Annotated in this window: 15 protein-coding genes and 1 tRNA gene; 6 read left to right on the plus strand and 10 right to left on the minus strand. The window is 66.3% G+C overall.

Features of this window, described 5'->3' with window-relative positions:
• Positions 1-11: 11 nt before the first annotated feature.
• Positions 12-239 (plus strand): hypothetical protein, encoded by a 228-nt coding sequence (locus IE122_RS12470; protein ID WP_189621555.1) that lies wholly within the window; start codon positions 12-14, stop codon positions 237-239.
• 5 nt (positions 240-244) lie between these two features.
• On the opposite strand, the gene IE122_RS12475 is transcribed toward IE122_RS12470, so the two are convergent.
• Genes IE122_RS12475 through thiE form a run of 3 tightly spaced genes read right to left on the minus strand, consistent with a single transcriptional unit; the run spans position 245 to position 3290 of the window.
• Positions 245-1624: a sensor histidine kinase gene (locus IE122_RS12475; RefSeq protein ID WP_189621505.1), complete on the minus strand. Its 1380-nt coding sequence runs from the start codon at positions 1622-1624 to the stop codon at positions 245-247.
• Positions 1624-2586 (minus strand): hypothetical protein, encoded by a 963-nt coding sequence (locus IE122_RS12480; protein ID WP_189621506.1) that lies wholly within the window; start codon positions 2584-2586, stop codon positions 1624-1626. Before IE122_RS12480 ends, IE122_RS12475 begins: the two co-directional genes overlap by 1 nt.
• Positions 2587-2639: 53 nt before the next feature.
• Positions 2640-3290, minus strand: a complete 651-nt coding sequence (gene thiE / locus IE122_RS12485; RefSeq protein ID WP_189621507.1) for a thiamine phosphate synthase — start codon at positions 3288-3290, stop codon at positions 2640-2642.
• Between the two features lie 85 nt (positions 3291-3375).
• Here thiE and IE122_RS12490 point away from each other — a divergent pair, with 85 nt between their 5' ends.
• Positions 3376-3816, plus strand: a complete 441-nt coding sequence (locus IE122_RS12490; RefSeq protein ID WP_189621508.1) for a hypothetical protein — start codon at positions 3376-3378, stop codon at positions 3814-3816.
• Between the two features lie 313 nt (positions 3817-4129).
• Here the strand turns inward: IE122_RS12490 and IE122_RS12495 are convergent, their stop codons facing one another.
• The 6 genes from IE122_RS12495 to tkt all read right to left on the minus strand — a co-directional run bounded on the left by IE122_RS12495 (position 4130) and on the right by tkt (position 11003).
• Complete coding sequence (locus IE122_RS12495; protein ID WP_189621509.1) at positions 4130-5041, minus strand: fructose bisphosphate aldolase; 912 nt, start codon at positions 5039-5041, stop codon at positions 4130-4132.
• Positions 5042-5169: 128 nt separating this feature from the next.
• Positions 5170-6363 carry an acyltransferase family protein gene (locus tag IE122_RS12500; protein ID WP_189621510.1) on the minus strand — a complete coding sequence of 398 codons (1194 nt, stop codon included), beginning with the start codon at positions 6361-6363 and terminating at the stop codon, positions 5170-5172.
• The gene (locus tag IE122_RS12505; RefSeq protein WP_189621511.1) at positions 6315-7514 is read right to left on the minus strand and encodes a phosphoglycerate kinase; all 1200 of its coding nucleotides are present in this window, start codon (positions 7512-7514) and stop codon (positions 6315-6317) included. The genes IE122_RS12500 and IE122_RS12505 overlap by 49 nt, the downstream gene beginning before the upstream one ends.
• On the minus strand, positions 7511-7981 hold the full coding sequence (locus tag IE122_RS12510; RefSeq protein ID WP_229814094.1) for an MOSC domain-containing protein: 471 nt from the start codon (positions 7979-7981) through the stop codon (positions 7511-7513). Before IE122_RS12510 ends, IE122_RS12505 begins: the two co-directional genes overlap by 4 nt.
• An 8-nt stretch (positions 7982-7989) precedes the next feature.
• Positions 7990-8997, minus strand: a complete 1008-nt coding sequence (gene gap, locus IE122_RS12515; RefSeq protein WP_189621512.1) for a type I glyceraldehyde-3-phosphate dehydrogenase — start codon at positions 8995-8997, stop codon at positions 7990-7992.
• Positions 8998-9014: 17 nt separating this feature from the next.
• Entirely contained in the window at positions 9015-11003 is a 1989-nt protein-coding gene (gene tkt / locus IE122_RS12520; RefSeq protein ID WP_189621513.1) for a transketolase, read from the minus strand.
• 211 nt (positions 11004-11214) lie between these two features.
• Between tkt and IE122_RS12525 the strand changes: the two genes are divergently transcribed.
• From IE122_RS12525 to IE122_RS12540, 4 genes are all read left to right on the plus strand, one after another.
• Complete coding sequence (locus tag IE122_RS12525) at positions 11215-11388, plus strand: hypothetical protein (RefSeq protein ID WP_189621514.1); 174 nt, start codon at positions 11215-11217, stop codon at positions 11386-11388.
• A gap of 37 nt (positions 11389-11425) precedes the next feature.
• On the plus strand, positions 11426-11749 hold the full coding sequence (locus tag IE122_RS12530) for a cell division protein ZapA (RefSeq protein ID WP_189621515.1): 324 nt from the start codon (positions 11426-11428) through the stop codon (positions 11747-11749).
• 153 nt (positions 11750-11902) lie between these two features.
• A complete protein-coding gene (locus tag IE122_RS12535; protein WP_189621516.1) occupies positions 11903-12523 on the plus strand; it encodes a 5-formyltetrahydrofolate cyclo-ligase in 621 nt (206 codons plus the stop codon).
• On the plus strand, positions 12523-12738 hold the full coding sequence (locus tag IE122_RS12540; RefSeq protein ID WP_189621517.1) for a DUF2842 domain-containing protein: 216 nt from the start codon (positions 12523-12525) through the stop codon (positions 12736-12738). Before IE122_RS12535 ends, IE122_RS12540 begins: the two co-directional genes overlap by 1 nt.
• Positions 12739-12862: 124 nt before the next feature.
• Here the strand turns inward: IE122_RS12540 and IE122_RS12545 are convergent.
• Positions 12863-12939 (minus strand) — tRNA-Asp (locus IE122_RS12545).
• Positions 12940-12956: the final 17 nt, after the last annotated feature.

Raw genomic sequence — 12956 nt, forward strand, 5'->3', positions numbered from 1 at the left:
CTATACTCGCGATGACTGGAGGTCCGGCCATGCGGTTTCTGGCGGCAATCTGTTTCCTGATCGGCGTTGTGGCCGTGGCCATGGGCGTGCTGTGGATGGGCCAGGGCACCGGGCTGATCCTGTGGCCGTCGGAAAGCTTCATGCTGAACCAGCGCACATGGGCGTTCCATGGCGTCTTGCTGACCGCATCGGGCCTGCTGCTCCTGTGGCTTTCGCGTCGGGGCCGCCGGCTCGGCTGACGCCTTCAGCCCTGCGGATCGGCCGGTAGATCAAGGATGAAGCGGGCCCCGTGGCCGGGGGCGCTTTCTACCGAAAGCTCGCCGCCCATTGCCCGCGCCAGCCGGCGTGAGATGAACAGGCCCAGCCCCGAACCGCCATCGCCGCTGCGGCCCAGCCGTTCGAACTTCTCGAACACCTTGGCCTGATCGGCGGGGGTTAGGCCCGGCCCGGCATCGGTCACCACCGCGCGCACGCCATCGCCGTGCCGCCCTGCAGTCAGCCAGACGTGAGAGCCTTGCGGCGCATATTTGATGGCATTGGTGATCAGGTTGAGCAGGATCTGCAGCACCCGGCGAAATTCGGCGATCGCGGGCACATGGTCACCCTGCCCCGGCGCATCGATCAGCACCCCCGCCTCGCGCGCGCGGACGTTGAGGATGCCGGCGGCCTGTCGGCACACTTCCGCCAGATCGATGCGATCGGGCGCGGTGTGGAAGCCGTCCGCCTCCACCACTTCCAGATCGCCAAGGTCCTTCAGCAGATCGAGCAGATGCCGGCCGGCATGGGCGATTTCCTGCGCATACTGGGCATAATCATCGGGCAGCGGCCCCGCCAGCCGGGTGCGGATCGTCTCGGCATTGGCGATGATGCGTGAAATCGGCTGGTGCAGCACCGGAGCCAGATCCTGCCCGACCAGACTGGTGCGCAAGCCCTGCCCCGCAGGCGCGGCGGCGGGGGCCGCGATTACGGCGGGCGGCTGATCGGACAGCAGCAAAAGTTCGAAGCCATCGGGATCGAACCCCGGCTGCATGTGCGGGATCAGCGACACGCGCCAGCTCCGCAGCGAACCGGGGACCGTCACCCGCGCGCCATCCAGCAGCCGCCAGTGCAGCGGTTGCTGGTGCGTGGCGTTTTCCGGCGGCAGGAACTCGGTCCAGTGGCGGCCTTGGCCCGCCTCCATCGCGGCGGTCAGCGCGGCCAGTTCGGGGCTGTCGGACAGCACCGTCAGCACGCGCTGGCGCGCATCGAGCCGCGCGCTGAGTTCGGCGACATGGCGATCGGTAGCCTGCCGACGCTGTTCTATCGTGGCGCTATCCTCGGTCGGGCAGGCCGATGTCTGCCAGTTGCGCACCCGGATCTCGCAACCTTCGCCCGCGCTGTCGGGCACGACCTCGACCCAAGCGGAGACGGCTTTGCCTCCGTCAAGGGCATTGATCGCCCGGCCCATGCGAAAACGGAAGCGGCGGGCCTTGCGCACCAGTTCGAGCAGTTCGGGAATGGCGATCGTCCCCGGCAGCTCGCCGCCGCTGCGCAGTTGCAGACCGGCGAGCGGCTCTTCCGCTTCCAGCAGCCGGTTGTCACCGTCGCACAGGGCTCGGGCCAGGGTGATCGCCTCGCCGTTCATCAGCCGGTGTAGCGGCCTGACGCGAGGATGGAGGCTGCAAGGTCAACGCCGAGCCGATCGAAACCGACAGGCATCGTGACATCGGGATGCAGGGCCAGGAACTGTTCCTCGACCAGCGAAGCCTTCTGCCCGGCCGCGCGCAGGGCCAGCGCAAAACGCGCCAGTTGCGATTCGTGCGTGGACAGCACGACCGGGTCGCGCTCCTGCCCCGATCCCATCGCCAGTGCGGTGAGGAACAGCGCAATCCCGGCGTGGCTGATAGACAGCGCCGCCTGTGCGCCGCCGCCCATGCTCACCACCAGCCGGCCAGCCAGGCCAAGGCGGCTGGCGGCTTCGTCATAGCGTTCGCGCAAGCCCACCTCGGCGATGCCCGATCGCCGGGCCAGTTCGGGGTCGGATGCGCAGACCGCGCGCAAGGCCAGCAGCGCGGCGTGAAACAGTTCGCCGGGCAGTTCAGACGGAGCCAGCTCCATGCGCCGCTGTGCCTGGCACCAGCGCGCCTGCGCGGCAAGGAAGGTCATCCCCAGCCCCTGCGTGGCGGAATCGGGCGATGCGATCAGCGCCTGCACCAGCGGCGACACCACCGGATCGAGCGCCAGCCGCGCTTGCAGACGTTCGGTCAGTTGCCATTCGAGCGCGGTGCAATGGAGGTGGGCCAAGAGCGCCGGATGATCCATGAACGCCCCGGTCAGCGCATCGACCAGCTTGGGCGGATGGCCCCCGTGGACGGCCTGGCCATCGACAGCGAAGGTGGCATTGAGCAGCCCGTTGGCCAGCGCCGCCAGCATTCCTCGCACCCGCGCGAGGATTTCGTCGCTGAACACCGAGTTGTCTTCGGCGGAGATGAGATGGCGCAGGATCGGCAGGATCGTGCCCGCCATCGCGTCGCCATGCGCCAGTTCGGCGCGCATGACGGCTTCTACGGTTTGCGTGCGCGGCGGATGGACACCATGATCGATCATCCGTCCATCCTATACCTGCCTTGGTTAAATCGGAGTTAGAGCATTTTCTCGGGTTAGGACGCTGCCTCAATCGCTTGCGTGAAGGCGGCGACGGCCGCTGCCTCATCGGTTTTCCAGACGGCACCCGACACCGCGATGAAGTCCGCCCCGGCGCGGATCAGGGGGCCGCAGTTCTCCGGCGTGATGCCGCCGATCGCTACGCAGGGGATCTCGAACAGCATCTGCCACCAGGTCAGCGCGCCCAATTCGGCCCGGTGCTTGGTATCCTTTGTCTCGGTCGGGAAGAACGCCCCGAAGGCGACATAGTCCGCCCCCGCTTCTCCCGCTTCCATGGCGAGGTGCTTGCTGTCGTGGCAAGTCACGCCCACTTGCGCATCCTTGCCCAGCGCCTTGCGCGCTTCCTCCACGGTGCCGTCACTCTGCCCGAGATGAACGCCGTCGGCCCCGATGCGCTTGGCCAGGCTGATCGAATCGTTGACGATGAACGCCACTTCGCGCGCGGCGCAGATTTCCTGCAGCGGCGCGGTCAGGCGCACCGCTTCGTGCTGGTCCACGTCCTTGACCCGGAACTGGAACGCCGCCACCGGCCCGGCATCCAGCGCCCGGGCAAGGCGCGCGGGAAAATCGCCGCCCACCTGCAACGGCGAAATCAGGTAGAGCTGCGTCGGCGCGCGCTCATGCTCGAAGATCGGTGCATCATCCATCGCGTTCGCCTAGCGCGACGCGGCGCGCCGGGAAAGTGTTTCGCGTTCCGGCCGGGTTCAGCTTGCCCCCGCCAGACCGGCCGGCATGCGAACCAGAAGCCTTCTCCTCGCCGTGGCGATCACCCTGCTTGCGGGTGCGTGCGCCGCAAAACCGGAATTCAACCCGCCCAAGGGCACCGCCCTGCCCCCGCCCGAAAGTGCCGACAGCGCGCTGTCCTACGCCCGGATCGGCGAGACGGTGGCCGTCGGCGGCCCCCGCGTCACGCCGCTGACGGTGCTCGAAGACAGCCGGTGCCCGATGAACGCGCGGTGCGTGTGGGCCGGGCAGGTCCGGCTGTCGGTGCGGGTCGAGACCGGGGCGGGCACCCGCGACATGGAAATCACGACCGGCAAACCGCTGCCGGTGGCCGACGGCACGCTGGAATTGGCGGAGGTCCAACCCGACCGGGTGGCCGGCGGCGACAGCGGCGGGCAGATCAAGCCCCAGAACTATCGCTTCGGCTTCAGCTTCGTAGACGGTTTGTAGAGCGAGGTTGGCGCGGCGCTCTTACGGTATCGGTTGGCACAGGCGTGAGGCGTAGCCGCAAGAGCTTCCCCATCTCCCCCTCTGGTCACCCTGAACTCGTTTCAGGGTCCATCCTGCGGTTTATGCCGCAGCGTCCGAAGGGCGCTTCCGGCACGGTTGCGCGCCTACACCGCGCTTCGGCGCATGCGGCCCGATGGATGCTGAAACGAGTTCAGCATGACGGAGCTTGGGCGGCAATTGTAGTTTTCTTGCCCCCGAAACCAAAAAGCCCACCCCGCGAAGGGTGGGCCTGATGGTTTCGGAACCTGGAAGCTCAGGCCGTGGCGGCCGCTTCGGTCTTCTGGGTCGAACCCTTGTAGATATCGTCGATCGCTTCGCCGAGCGATGCATCGAATTCGGCTTCGGTCATCTGGAAGCGCAGGTCGTTCAGCAGCGCGCGGCTGAAGCTGGCGATGATGCCCTTGTTCTTGGCCAGTTCAACGCAAGCTTCGGGGCGGGCATAGCCGCCCGACAGCGCGACGACGCGCAGCACCTTGGGGTGGCTGACGAGCGGATCGAACGTGCCCGGCACCACCGGCAGCGAAAGCTTGAGCATCACCTGCTGGCCTTCCGGCAGCGCATCAAGGTTCTTGAGGATTTCGGCGAGCAGGATCGTGTCGCACTCGGCGCGGGTTTCGCTCTTGATGTTCACTTCGGGCTCGATCATCGGCATCATGCCGTGGCTGAGCACCTGTTTGCCTACCTCGAACTGCTGCTTGACGACGGCGGCGATGCCTTCGGCATTGGCCGAGTTGATCACCGAGCGCTCCTTGGTGCCGAACACGCCCAGCGCCTTCGAGCGAACCAGCAGTTCGTCCAGCGTCGGCATCGGCTTCATGAGCTGCACGCCGTTGACTTCGTCTTCCAGACCCTTGTCGATCTTGATGAACGGGACCACGCCCTTCTCGATCAGCGCGGCCGGGGTCGGTTTGCCGCCGACGGTGCCGTCCATGGTGCGCTCGAACAGGATCGCGCCGATCACCTTGTCACCGGTGAAGGCGGCGGAGGTGATGATGCGGCTGCGCATGTCATGGATCAGGCCGAACATTTCCTCTTCGGTCGACCAGGCGCCTTCCTCGATGCCGTAGCCCTTCAGCGCCTTGGGCGTGGAACCGCCGCTCTGGTCCAGCGCGGCAATGAAGCCGTTGCCTGCCGCCATCTTCGCGTTCATCTCGGAAAAGTCCATGGATCACCCTGCTGTTTGATTGTAACGAAAACTATGGGCCCGGCTTATCGCGTCACCGGTCATCTCGCAACTGCGGCATACACCGCGCTGACCGTCTCGGCGCGGGACGGGAGCGGCCGGCCGCGCTTTCACGCCGAAGGTACCGCCCCGTTGCCGCGCGCGGTAGTGGCGGACCGGTTCAGCCAGCGGCGGAACGGCACGTCGTAAAAGTCCACCGCCATCCACGAAACCGCCAGCGCCATCGCGATATAGAGAACCGCGCAGAGCAGCGGGTTCCACCCGGCCTGATCCTTGAACCAGCGGAACGGCTCGATCAGCGCCCAGTGGACGGCATAAAGCGCGAACGACACTTCGCCGAGGAAATGCGCCGGGCGCTCCAGCGCCGCCGGGCATTCGAAGCGCGAGCCCAGGAACAGCAGCACCGGCCACAGGACAAGGATGCACAGCAGATCGTACTGGGCGATTTCCGGCGTCTTGACCGGAATGCTGACCCCCAGGCCAAACCCCACGAACAGCCCCAGCGCATAGGCGATGGCAAGCAGCAGCAGCGCCCCCACCCAGCCCGCCGGCCGCTCCGCCGGGCGCGGCAGTCGGGCGATCAGCGCGCCCAGACTGAACGAGAACATGGTGCGCGCCAGTGCAACATCCCATTCGCGCCACAAGGCACCGATATTGGCAGACTTGTGGGCGATCACCACCGGCACCATAATCCACGCGCTGAGCGCACAGATGAGCACCAGCCCGAGGCGTGGCAGGCGGAACATCACCAGCACCATCAGCAGGCTGGCGACCAGTTCGAAGAACAGCGTCCAGGCCGGCAGGTTGATCGGAAACAGCGCGTGCGTGACCGGCGAGGGCAGCATCAGGAGATTGGTCGGCAGGCTGTACAATATCCTGGTCGGCGACGGCACGCCATCATCGCCCAGCGCGATCCGCCCGAACGCGACGCAAGTGCACAGCACCATGCCCAGCAGGAACAGCGGATAGAGGCGGACCACCCGCTGGCGCATGAACGCCACGGTGCCGTGCCCGCCGCGCCAGCGATCGTGATAGGCCTGCCACAGCACGAAGCCGGAAAGCGCGAAGAAGAAGTCCACCGCCACATAGCCGTGCGGCGCGCGGATGAAATCGAAATGGAACAGCGCGACGGCCAGCGCGGCAAGCCCGCGCATGCCGTCGAGCGTTACATAACGGCCGGGCGCGATCGGCGCACGCTGTCCGCCGCGCCGGGGCGCGGGGATAGCATCCGGCAGAGCGCAGGCCGTCGCCACGATCAGGCCGAAAGCGCGGCCACGCCGGGCAGTTCCTTGCCTTCCATCCATTCAAGGAAGGCGCCCCCGGCGGTCGAGATATAGGAAAAGTCCGCAGCCACGCCCGCGTGGTTCAGCGCTGCAACGGTATCACCGCCGCCGGCCACCGAGGTGAGCGAACCTTCGGCCGTCAGCGCTGCGGCGGTCTTGGCCAGCGCCACGGTGGCGGCATCGAACGGGGCCATCTCGAACGCGCCGAGCGGGCCGTTCCACACCAGCGTGCGGCAGGTCTTGAGGACATCGCCCAGCGCCTCGGCCGCTGACGGGCCGGCATCGAGGATCATCTCGTCGGCAGCCACTTCGTGGACGTTGCAGGTGCGCAGCGAAGCGGGATTGGCGGCGAATTCCTTGGAGACCACCACCTCGTAAGGCAAGTGCACGGTGCAACCCGCCTTGTCCGCCGTTTCGAGGATGGCGATCGCGGTGGGAGCCAGATCGTGTTCGCACAGCGACTTGCCGACATCGACACCCTTGGCGGCGAGGAAGGTGTTGGCCATGCCGCCACCGATGATGAGGTGATCGACCTGCGCCACCAGATGGGTCAGCACGTCCAGCTTGGAGGACACCTTGGCCCCGCCGACCACGGCAGCGACCGGCTTGACCGGAGTGCCCAGCGCCTTGTCCAGCGCTTCCAGTTCGGCCTGCATCGAGCGGCCGGCATAGGCGGGCAGCACGCGGGCCAGCCCTTCGGTACTGGCGTGGGCACGGTGCGCGGCGGAAAAGGCGTCGTTGACGTAGAAATCGCCATTGGCGGCAATCGCGTTCACCAGTTCGGGATCGTTCTTTTCCTCACCCTTCCAGAAGCGGGTGTTCTCGAGGATGGCGACATCACCGGGCCGCAGGATGCCGACCGCCTGGGCGACGATATCGCCGGCGACTTCGGGCACGAACATCACTTCCTTGCCGATGACCTTCTCGACCGCACCGACCACCAGGCTGAGCGACATCACCGGATTGCGTTCGCCCTTGGGGCGGCCGAAATGGGCGAGCAGCAGGACCTTGGCGCCCTTGGCGGTAAGATCGCGGATCGTCGGAACGGCAGCGCGGATGCGGGTATCGTCGGTAACCAGGCCATCCTGCATCGGCAGGTTGAAGTCCACGCGGACCAGCGCGACCTTGCCGGTCACATCGCCCAGATCGTCAATCGTCTTGAAAGCGCTCATTCCTCGATCCTTATCTCGTCACCGACGGCAATCTCGCCGTCCTCCAGCACCCGGCCGCAGAACCCGCCGCGCCAGTCGGGCGTGAGCGCCGCGCGCAGTCCGGGGACCACCGCTTCCATCCGCTCGCACGGATCGCATTCGCGGGTAATCTCGATTTTCAGGTGCGCCCCTATGGACACCACCGTACCCGGCTTTCGCGGCAACGACAGCCCCGAAATCAACAGGTTGGCCCGCCGTTCGGACCAGTGGGCGGCATGGCCGTCAGCCAGGGACAGTTCTGCCAGCGCGGCTTCCCAGCTTTCGACCTCGATGAGGGTGATCTGGCGGCGATTGGAGCGCCCCGGCCTTGTCGCCCCACGAAAATCGCCGTGAACGCCCTCTTCGCGCGTCACGGCGACATGCGGGACCGTCTCCATCGGGCCGCGCGGCCGGGAATGGCGCGCGATCCCGAGGAGACGTCCGTTCATGGCTGGCCTTAGAGGAACGAGGCCATCACGCCGGCGGTATCGATCATCCGGTTGGAGAAGCCCCACTCGTTGTCGTACCAGCTCAGCACGCGGACCAGCTTGCCGTCGATCACCGCGGTTTCGAGCGCGTCGATGGTCGATGAGTGCGAATCGTGGTTGAAGTCGATCGAGACCAGCGGCTCTTCGGTGTAGGCCAGAACGCCCTTCAGCGGGCCCTCGGCAGCGGTCTTGAGCAGCGCGTTGACTTCGGCGACGGTGGTGTCGCGCTTGGGCTGGAAGGTCAGATCGACGACCGAGACGTTCGGGGTCGGCACGCGGATCGACGAACCGTCCAGCTTGCCGGCCAGATCGGGAAGCACGAGGCCGACGGCCACGGCAGCGCCGGTGCTGGTCGGGATCATGTTCATGGCGGCAGCGCGGGCGCGGCGCGGGTCGGAGTGGATCTGGTCGAGGATCTTCTGGTCGTTCGTGTACGAGTGGATCGTGGTCATCAGGCCACGCTCGATGCCGATGCTCTCATGCAGGACCTTGGCCATCGGCGCGAGGCAGTTGGTGGTGCACGAAGCGTTCGAGACGACGACGTGGTCGGCGGTCAGCTTGTCATGGTTGACGCCGAAGACGACGGTCAGATCGACGTTCTTGGCCGGAGCCGAGATCAGCACGCGCTTGGCACCGGCGTCGAGGTGCTTGCCCGCGCTCGCCTTGTCAGTGAAGAAGCCGGTGCATTCGAAAGCGATGTCGATGCCGTTTTCGGCGTGCGGCAGGTTGGCGGGATCGCGCTCTGCGGTCACCTTGATGCGCTTGCCGTTGACGACCAGATCATCGCCGTCAACTTCGACCGTGCCCGAGAACGGACCGTGGACGCTGTCGCGCTGGAACAGCATGGCGTTGGCCTTGGCAGAGGCCAGGTCGTTGATCGACACCAGCTCGAGGTCATGGTCGGTGCGCTCGAGAATGGCACGCGCCACATTGCGCCCGATACGTCCGAAACCGTTGATCGCAACCTTGGTCGCCATGTTCAAAGTCCTCCTGGTTAAATGCTGAGCTTTTCGAGAATCCGGGGCACGATGGCTTCGGCGGTGAAGCCGAAGCGCGCGAACAACTGCTTGGCCGGGGCCGAAGCGCCGAACCGGTCAAGCCCGATGTTGAGCCCGCCGTTGCGGCTGACGGCGGTGTAGCGCTCCCAGCCGAGCGTCGTCCCGGCCTCTATCGAGACGCGCAGGATCGACGGATCGTTCGGCAGCACCTCGTGCTGATAAGCACTGTCCTGAGCGTGGAACAGTTCCATGCACGGCATCGACACCACATCGGCACCGATGCCCTGCGCTTCCAAGGCATCGCGCACATTGCAGGCCACTTCGACTTCGGAACCGGTCGCGATCAGGATGACCTGGCGATCGGCCTTGGCGCGGCGCAGGGTATAGGCCCCGCGCGCCGACAGCATTTCGCCCGAGGTGCGCAGTTGCGGCAGGTTCTGGCGGGTCAGCGCCAGCACGGACGGCGTATCCGGCGTCTGCAGCGCCATGTTCCAGCACTCGGCCGTCTCGATCAGGTCAGCCGGGCGATAGACGTTGAGATTGGGGATCAGACGCAGGCTCATCACCTGTTCGACCGGCTGGTGAGTCGGCCCGTCCTCGCCCAGCCCGATCGAATCGTGCGTGAACACATAGATCGCGCGGACCTGCTGAAGCGCAGACAGGCGCACGGCGTTGCGGCAATAGTCTGAGAAGATCAGGAACGTGCCGCCATAAGGTATGATGCCGCCGTGCAGCGCCATGCCGTTCATCGCGGCGGCCATGCCGAATTCGCGGATGCCGTAATAGACATAGCGGCCGGCATAGTCTGCGGGCGTGAACGGAGCCTGGCACTTGGCCTTGGTGTTGTTCGAGCCGGTAAGATCGGCCGAACCGCCGACCATTTCCGGCACCAGCGGAGCCAGCACGTTCAGCGCGTTTTCCGAAGCCTTGCGGGTCGCGACCGAGGCATCGCCTTCCAGCCAGGCGGCAAAGGCCTTGGCGGCTTCGTCACCCTCGGGCAGCTCGCCGGCCATGCGGCGGCTGAATTCGCCCGCCTGCGGATCGGCGACCTTGCGCGCTTCCCATGCCTCGCGCGCAGCCTGTCCGCGCGCGCCGAGCGAGCGCCAGTCGGCAAGGATTTCGGCGGGGATTTCAAACGGGGCGGCAGTCCACCCCAGCACGCCGCGCGCGGCGGCGATCTCGGCATCGCCGAGCGGCGAGCCATGAACATCGTGGCCGCCCTGCTTGTTCGGCGCGCCCTTGCCGATCACCGTGCGGCAGGCGACGAGGCTCGGCTTGGCAGAGGCTGCGGCTTCGCCCAGCGCGCGTTCGATGTCCGCGAAATCATGCCCGTCGCACGAGAACACGTCCCATCCCGAAGCGCGATAGCGCGCGGCGATATCTTCGCTGGTCGACAGCGAGGTATCGCCGTCGATGGTGATCCTGTTATCGTCCCACAGCACCTTCAGGCGGCCAAGGCCCAGCGTACCGGCAAGGCCGATCGCCTCGTGGTTGATGCCTTCCATCAGGCAGCCGTCGCCGGCGACGACCCAGGTGTTGTGATCGACCAGCGCATCGCCGAACGTCGCATTGAGGTGGCGCTCGGCCATCGCCATGCCCACCGCCATCGCCAGCCCCTGGCCCAGCGGGCCGGTGGTGCATTCGATGCCGGGGATCAGGAAGTTTTCCGGATGGCCAGCACACACCGAACCCATCTGGCGGAAATTGCGGATGTCCTCCATCGACGGGCTGGCATAGCCGGTCAGGTGGAGCAGCGAATAGATCAGCATCGAGCCGTGGCCGGCCGACAGCACGAACCGATCGCGGTCCGGCCATTTCGGCGCGGCGGGATCGAACTTGAGGAACTTGGCGAACAGCACCGTCGCCACGTCGGCCATACCCATCGGCATGCCGGGATGCCCGCTGTTGGCCGCCTGGACCGCATCCATCGACAGCGCCCGGATGGCGTTGGCCATCGGCGCGAGACGGTCGGGGGTCAAAGTCATGGATGCTTTTTCCGCTAAAGCTGTTGATAAGGCGATTCGATCTCCCCGCCCCTTTAGGCGGAGGGGGGCGCGCGTCAAGTTCAGCGGCCGCGCGGCCGTAGCCGCGAACTCTCAGCGAACCACGCCCGGATGGCCCCGGCACGGTACAGATCGCTGTGAACAACTGTGGCCAAGTCCTTGCGTTTCACCGCTTTGCGCGTAGCCAGAATGGATGACCGAGGAACCGATCGCACAGGCGCTTGCGCGGATCGAACTGGCGCTGGACCGGGCAGAAAGCGCCGCACGGGAAGCCGGTGAACTGGCGCACCGCCACGCCCGGCTCAAAGCCTCGGTGGCACGCAGCCTGCACGAACTCGATTCCCTCCTCGAAAAGACCGGCAAATGACTGGTAATGCTGCATATCCTTCCCGATCGGCAATCTGGTGAGCAACGTGGCGATCACGATCGGCGGGCGCAGCTACACGCTTGCCTGCGCCGATGGCGAGGAAGCGCATATCCGCAACCTGGGCCGCCTGATCGACGAAAAGGCGGTGGCTGCCGGTGCTGTCGGCCAGTCCGAACCGCGCATGCTGCTGTTCGCCGCGATGCTGCTGGCGGACGAGATTCACGAGCTCACCGCCAGGCGCGACGGCGCGGCGCAGAAGGCCGATGAGATGGCCCGCCGGATCGACACGCTGGCCGGCCGGGTCGAGAATATCGCCGCCTTGCTCGAAACCGCCCTTGAGAGCGCCCGCCACAACGCCTAGATGAAGGGCGACGGGATCTGCCCGGCACGAGCCGTTCGAACATCCCTGAGGCTATAAGCAATCCAAGGGGGCTGTCCCTGCCCGCACCCTGGTGCGACGCATATGGTCCCCACCTGACGTTGAGGCGTCAGAGGATTTCTAGGAAACCGACCCATGGTGGACCCGTCACCCCCCGCAAATACCCCTCCGATCGATGCCGTGTCCGAAAAGGCGCGGCTGCGCGCCCATTACCGCAAGGCGCGGCGTGATCAGGTGGAAGCGTTGCCGCAAGCCTTGCGCGCGCTCGTCCTCAATCGCCCGCCGGCACCCGTCGCCGCGCTGTTCACCGACGATGCCCCGATCGGGCTGTACCACCCGGTCGGCGCGGAGGCACCGACGCTGGGCTGGGCGCGCTGGCTGATCGAACAGGGCCACACCATCGCCCTGCCCTGGTTCGCCGCCCGCGATGATGCCATGCACTTTCGCCGCTGGAGCAATCCGTTCGATGAGGACGAGCTGGCACCGGGGCCGTGGAAGTTCCCGCAGCCATCGGCCGAAGCCGAGGAGCAGGTCCCCGGCACCGTCATCGTGCCGCTGGTAGCCTTCACCGCCGATGGCCATCGCCTCGGCCAGGGCGCAGGGCATTACGACCGCTGGCTGGCCCGCCACCCGCAAACCCGCACCATCGGCCTCGCCTGGGATTGCCAGCTCGCCGACACACTCCCTTGGGAGGGGCACGACCGCATGCTCGACATGATCGTCACCCCCACCCGGATCTACGAAGGACAATCCTGATGCGCGAAGCCCCGACCTGGCGAATCCCGTTCGGTGTGCTGGCGCTTTGCGTTGCGCTGGGCCTGTATGGCATGGCCGTGGCAACCTGGATCGCGCCGCTGATCCAGCGCTGGCCGGCGCTGCTGCAGACGCCCGTCTATATCGTGCTGGGCGTGGTCTGGCTGCTTCCGCTCAAGCGGTTCCTGATCTGGATGGAAACCGGCCGCTGGGGATGAACCGGCAGCTTCAGCACAGATCGAGCATTCACTGCTAACTACTTTGACCGAAAAAGAAAAAGGCCGGGCGAACCCGGCCTTTTTGCTTGGCTTTCGTCACCGCGACGATCTGCCTTTTCCCAAGTGGCGCGAGTGACGGGGCTCGAACCCGCGACCTCCGGCGTGACAGGCCGGCACTCTAACCAACTGAGCTACACCCGCGTTCTGGCGGTTGCGTC

This window comes from Novosphingobium colocasiae (assembly GCF_014652555.1).
Classification (GTDB): domain Bacteria; phylum Pseudomonadota; class Alphaproteobacteria; order Sphingomonadales; family Sphingomonadaceae; genus Novosphingobium; species Novosphingobium colocasiae.

Coding starts and splice junctions, on each gene's coding strand:
- IE122_RS12470 (WP_189621555.1), top strand. CDS start 12: ATGACTGGAGGTCCGGCCATGCGGTTTCTGGCGGCAATCTGTTTCCTG.
- IE122_RS12475 (WP_189621505.1), bottom strand. CDS start 1,624: ATGAACGGCGAGGCGATCACCCTGGCCCGAGCCCTGTGCGACGGTGAC.
- IE122_RS12480 (WP_189621506.1), bottom strand. CDS start 2,586: ATGATCGATCATGGTGTCCATCCGCCGCGCACGCAAACCGTAGAAGCC.
- thiE (WP_189621507.1), bottom strand. CDS start 3,290: ATGGATGATGCACCGATCTTCGAGCATGAGCGCGCGCCGACGCAGCTC.
- IE122_RS12490 (WP_189621508.1), top strand. CDS start 3,376: ATGCGAACCAGAAGCCTTCTCCTCGCCGTGGCGATCACCCTGCTTGCG.
- IE122_RS12495 (WP_189621509.1), bottom strand. CDS start 5,041: ATGGACTTTTCCGAGATGAACGCGAAGATGGCGGCAGGCAACGGCTTC.
- IE122_RS12500 (WP_189621510.1), bottom strand. CDS start 6,363: ATGGATGGAAGGCAAGGAACTGCCCGGCGTGGCCGCGCTTTCGGCCTG.
- IE122_RS12505 (WP_189621511.1), bottom strand. CDS start 7,514: ATGAGCGCTTTCAAGACGATTGACGATCTGGGCGATGTGACCGGCAAG.
- IE122_RS12510 (WP_229814094.1), bottom strand. CDS start 7,981: ATGAACGGACGTCTCCTCGGGATCGCGCGCCATTCCCGGCCGCGCGGC.
- gap (WP_189621512.1), bottom strand. CDS start 8,997: ATGGCGACCAAGGTTGCGATCAACGGTTTCGGACGTATCGGGCGCAAT.
- tkt (WP_189621513.1), bottom strand. CDS start 11,003: ATGACTTTGACCCCCGACCGTCTCGCGCCGATGGCCAACGCCATCCGG.
- IE122_RS12525 (WP_189621514.1), top strand. CDS start 11,215: ATGACCGAGGAACCGATCGCACAGGCGCTTGCGCGGATCGAACTGGCG.
- IE122_RS12535 (WP_189621516.1), top strand. CDS start 11,903: ATGGTGGACCCGTCACCCCCCGCAAATACCCCTCCGATCGATGCCGTG.
- IE122_RS12540 (WP_189621517.1), top strand. CDS start 12,523: ATGCGCGAAGCCCCGACCTGGCGAATCCCGTTCGGTGTGCTGGCGCTT.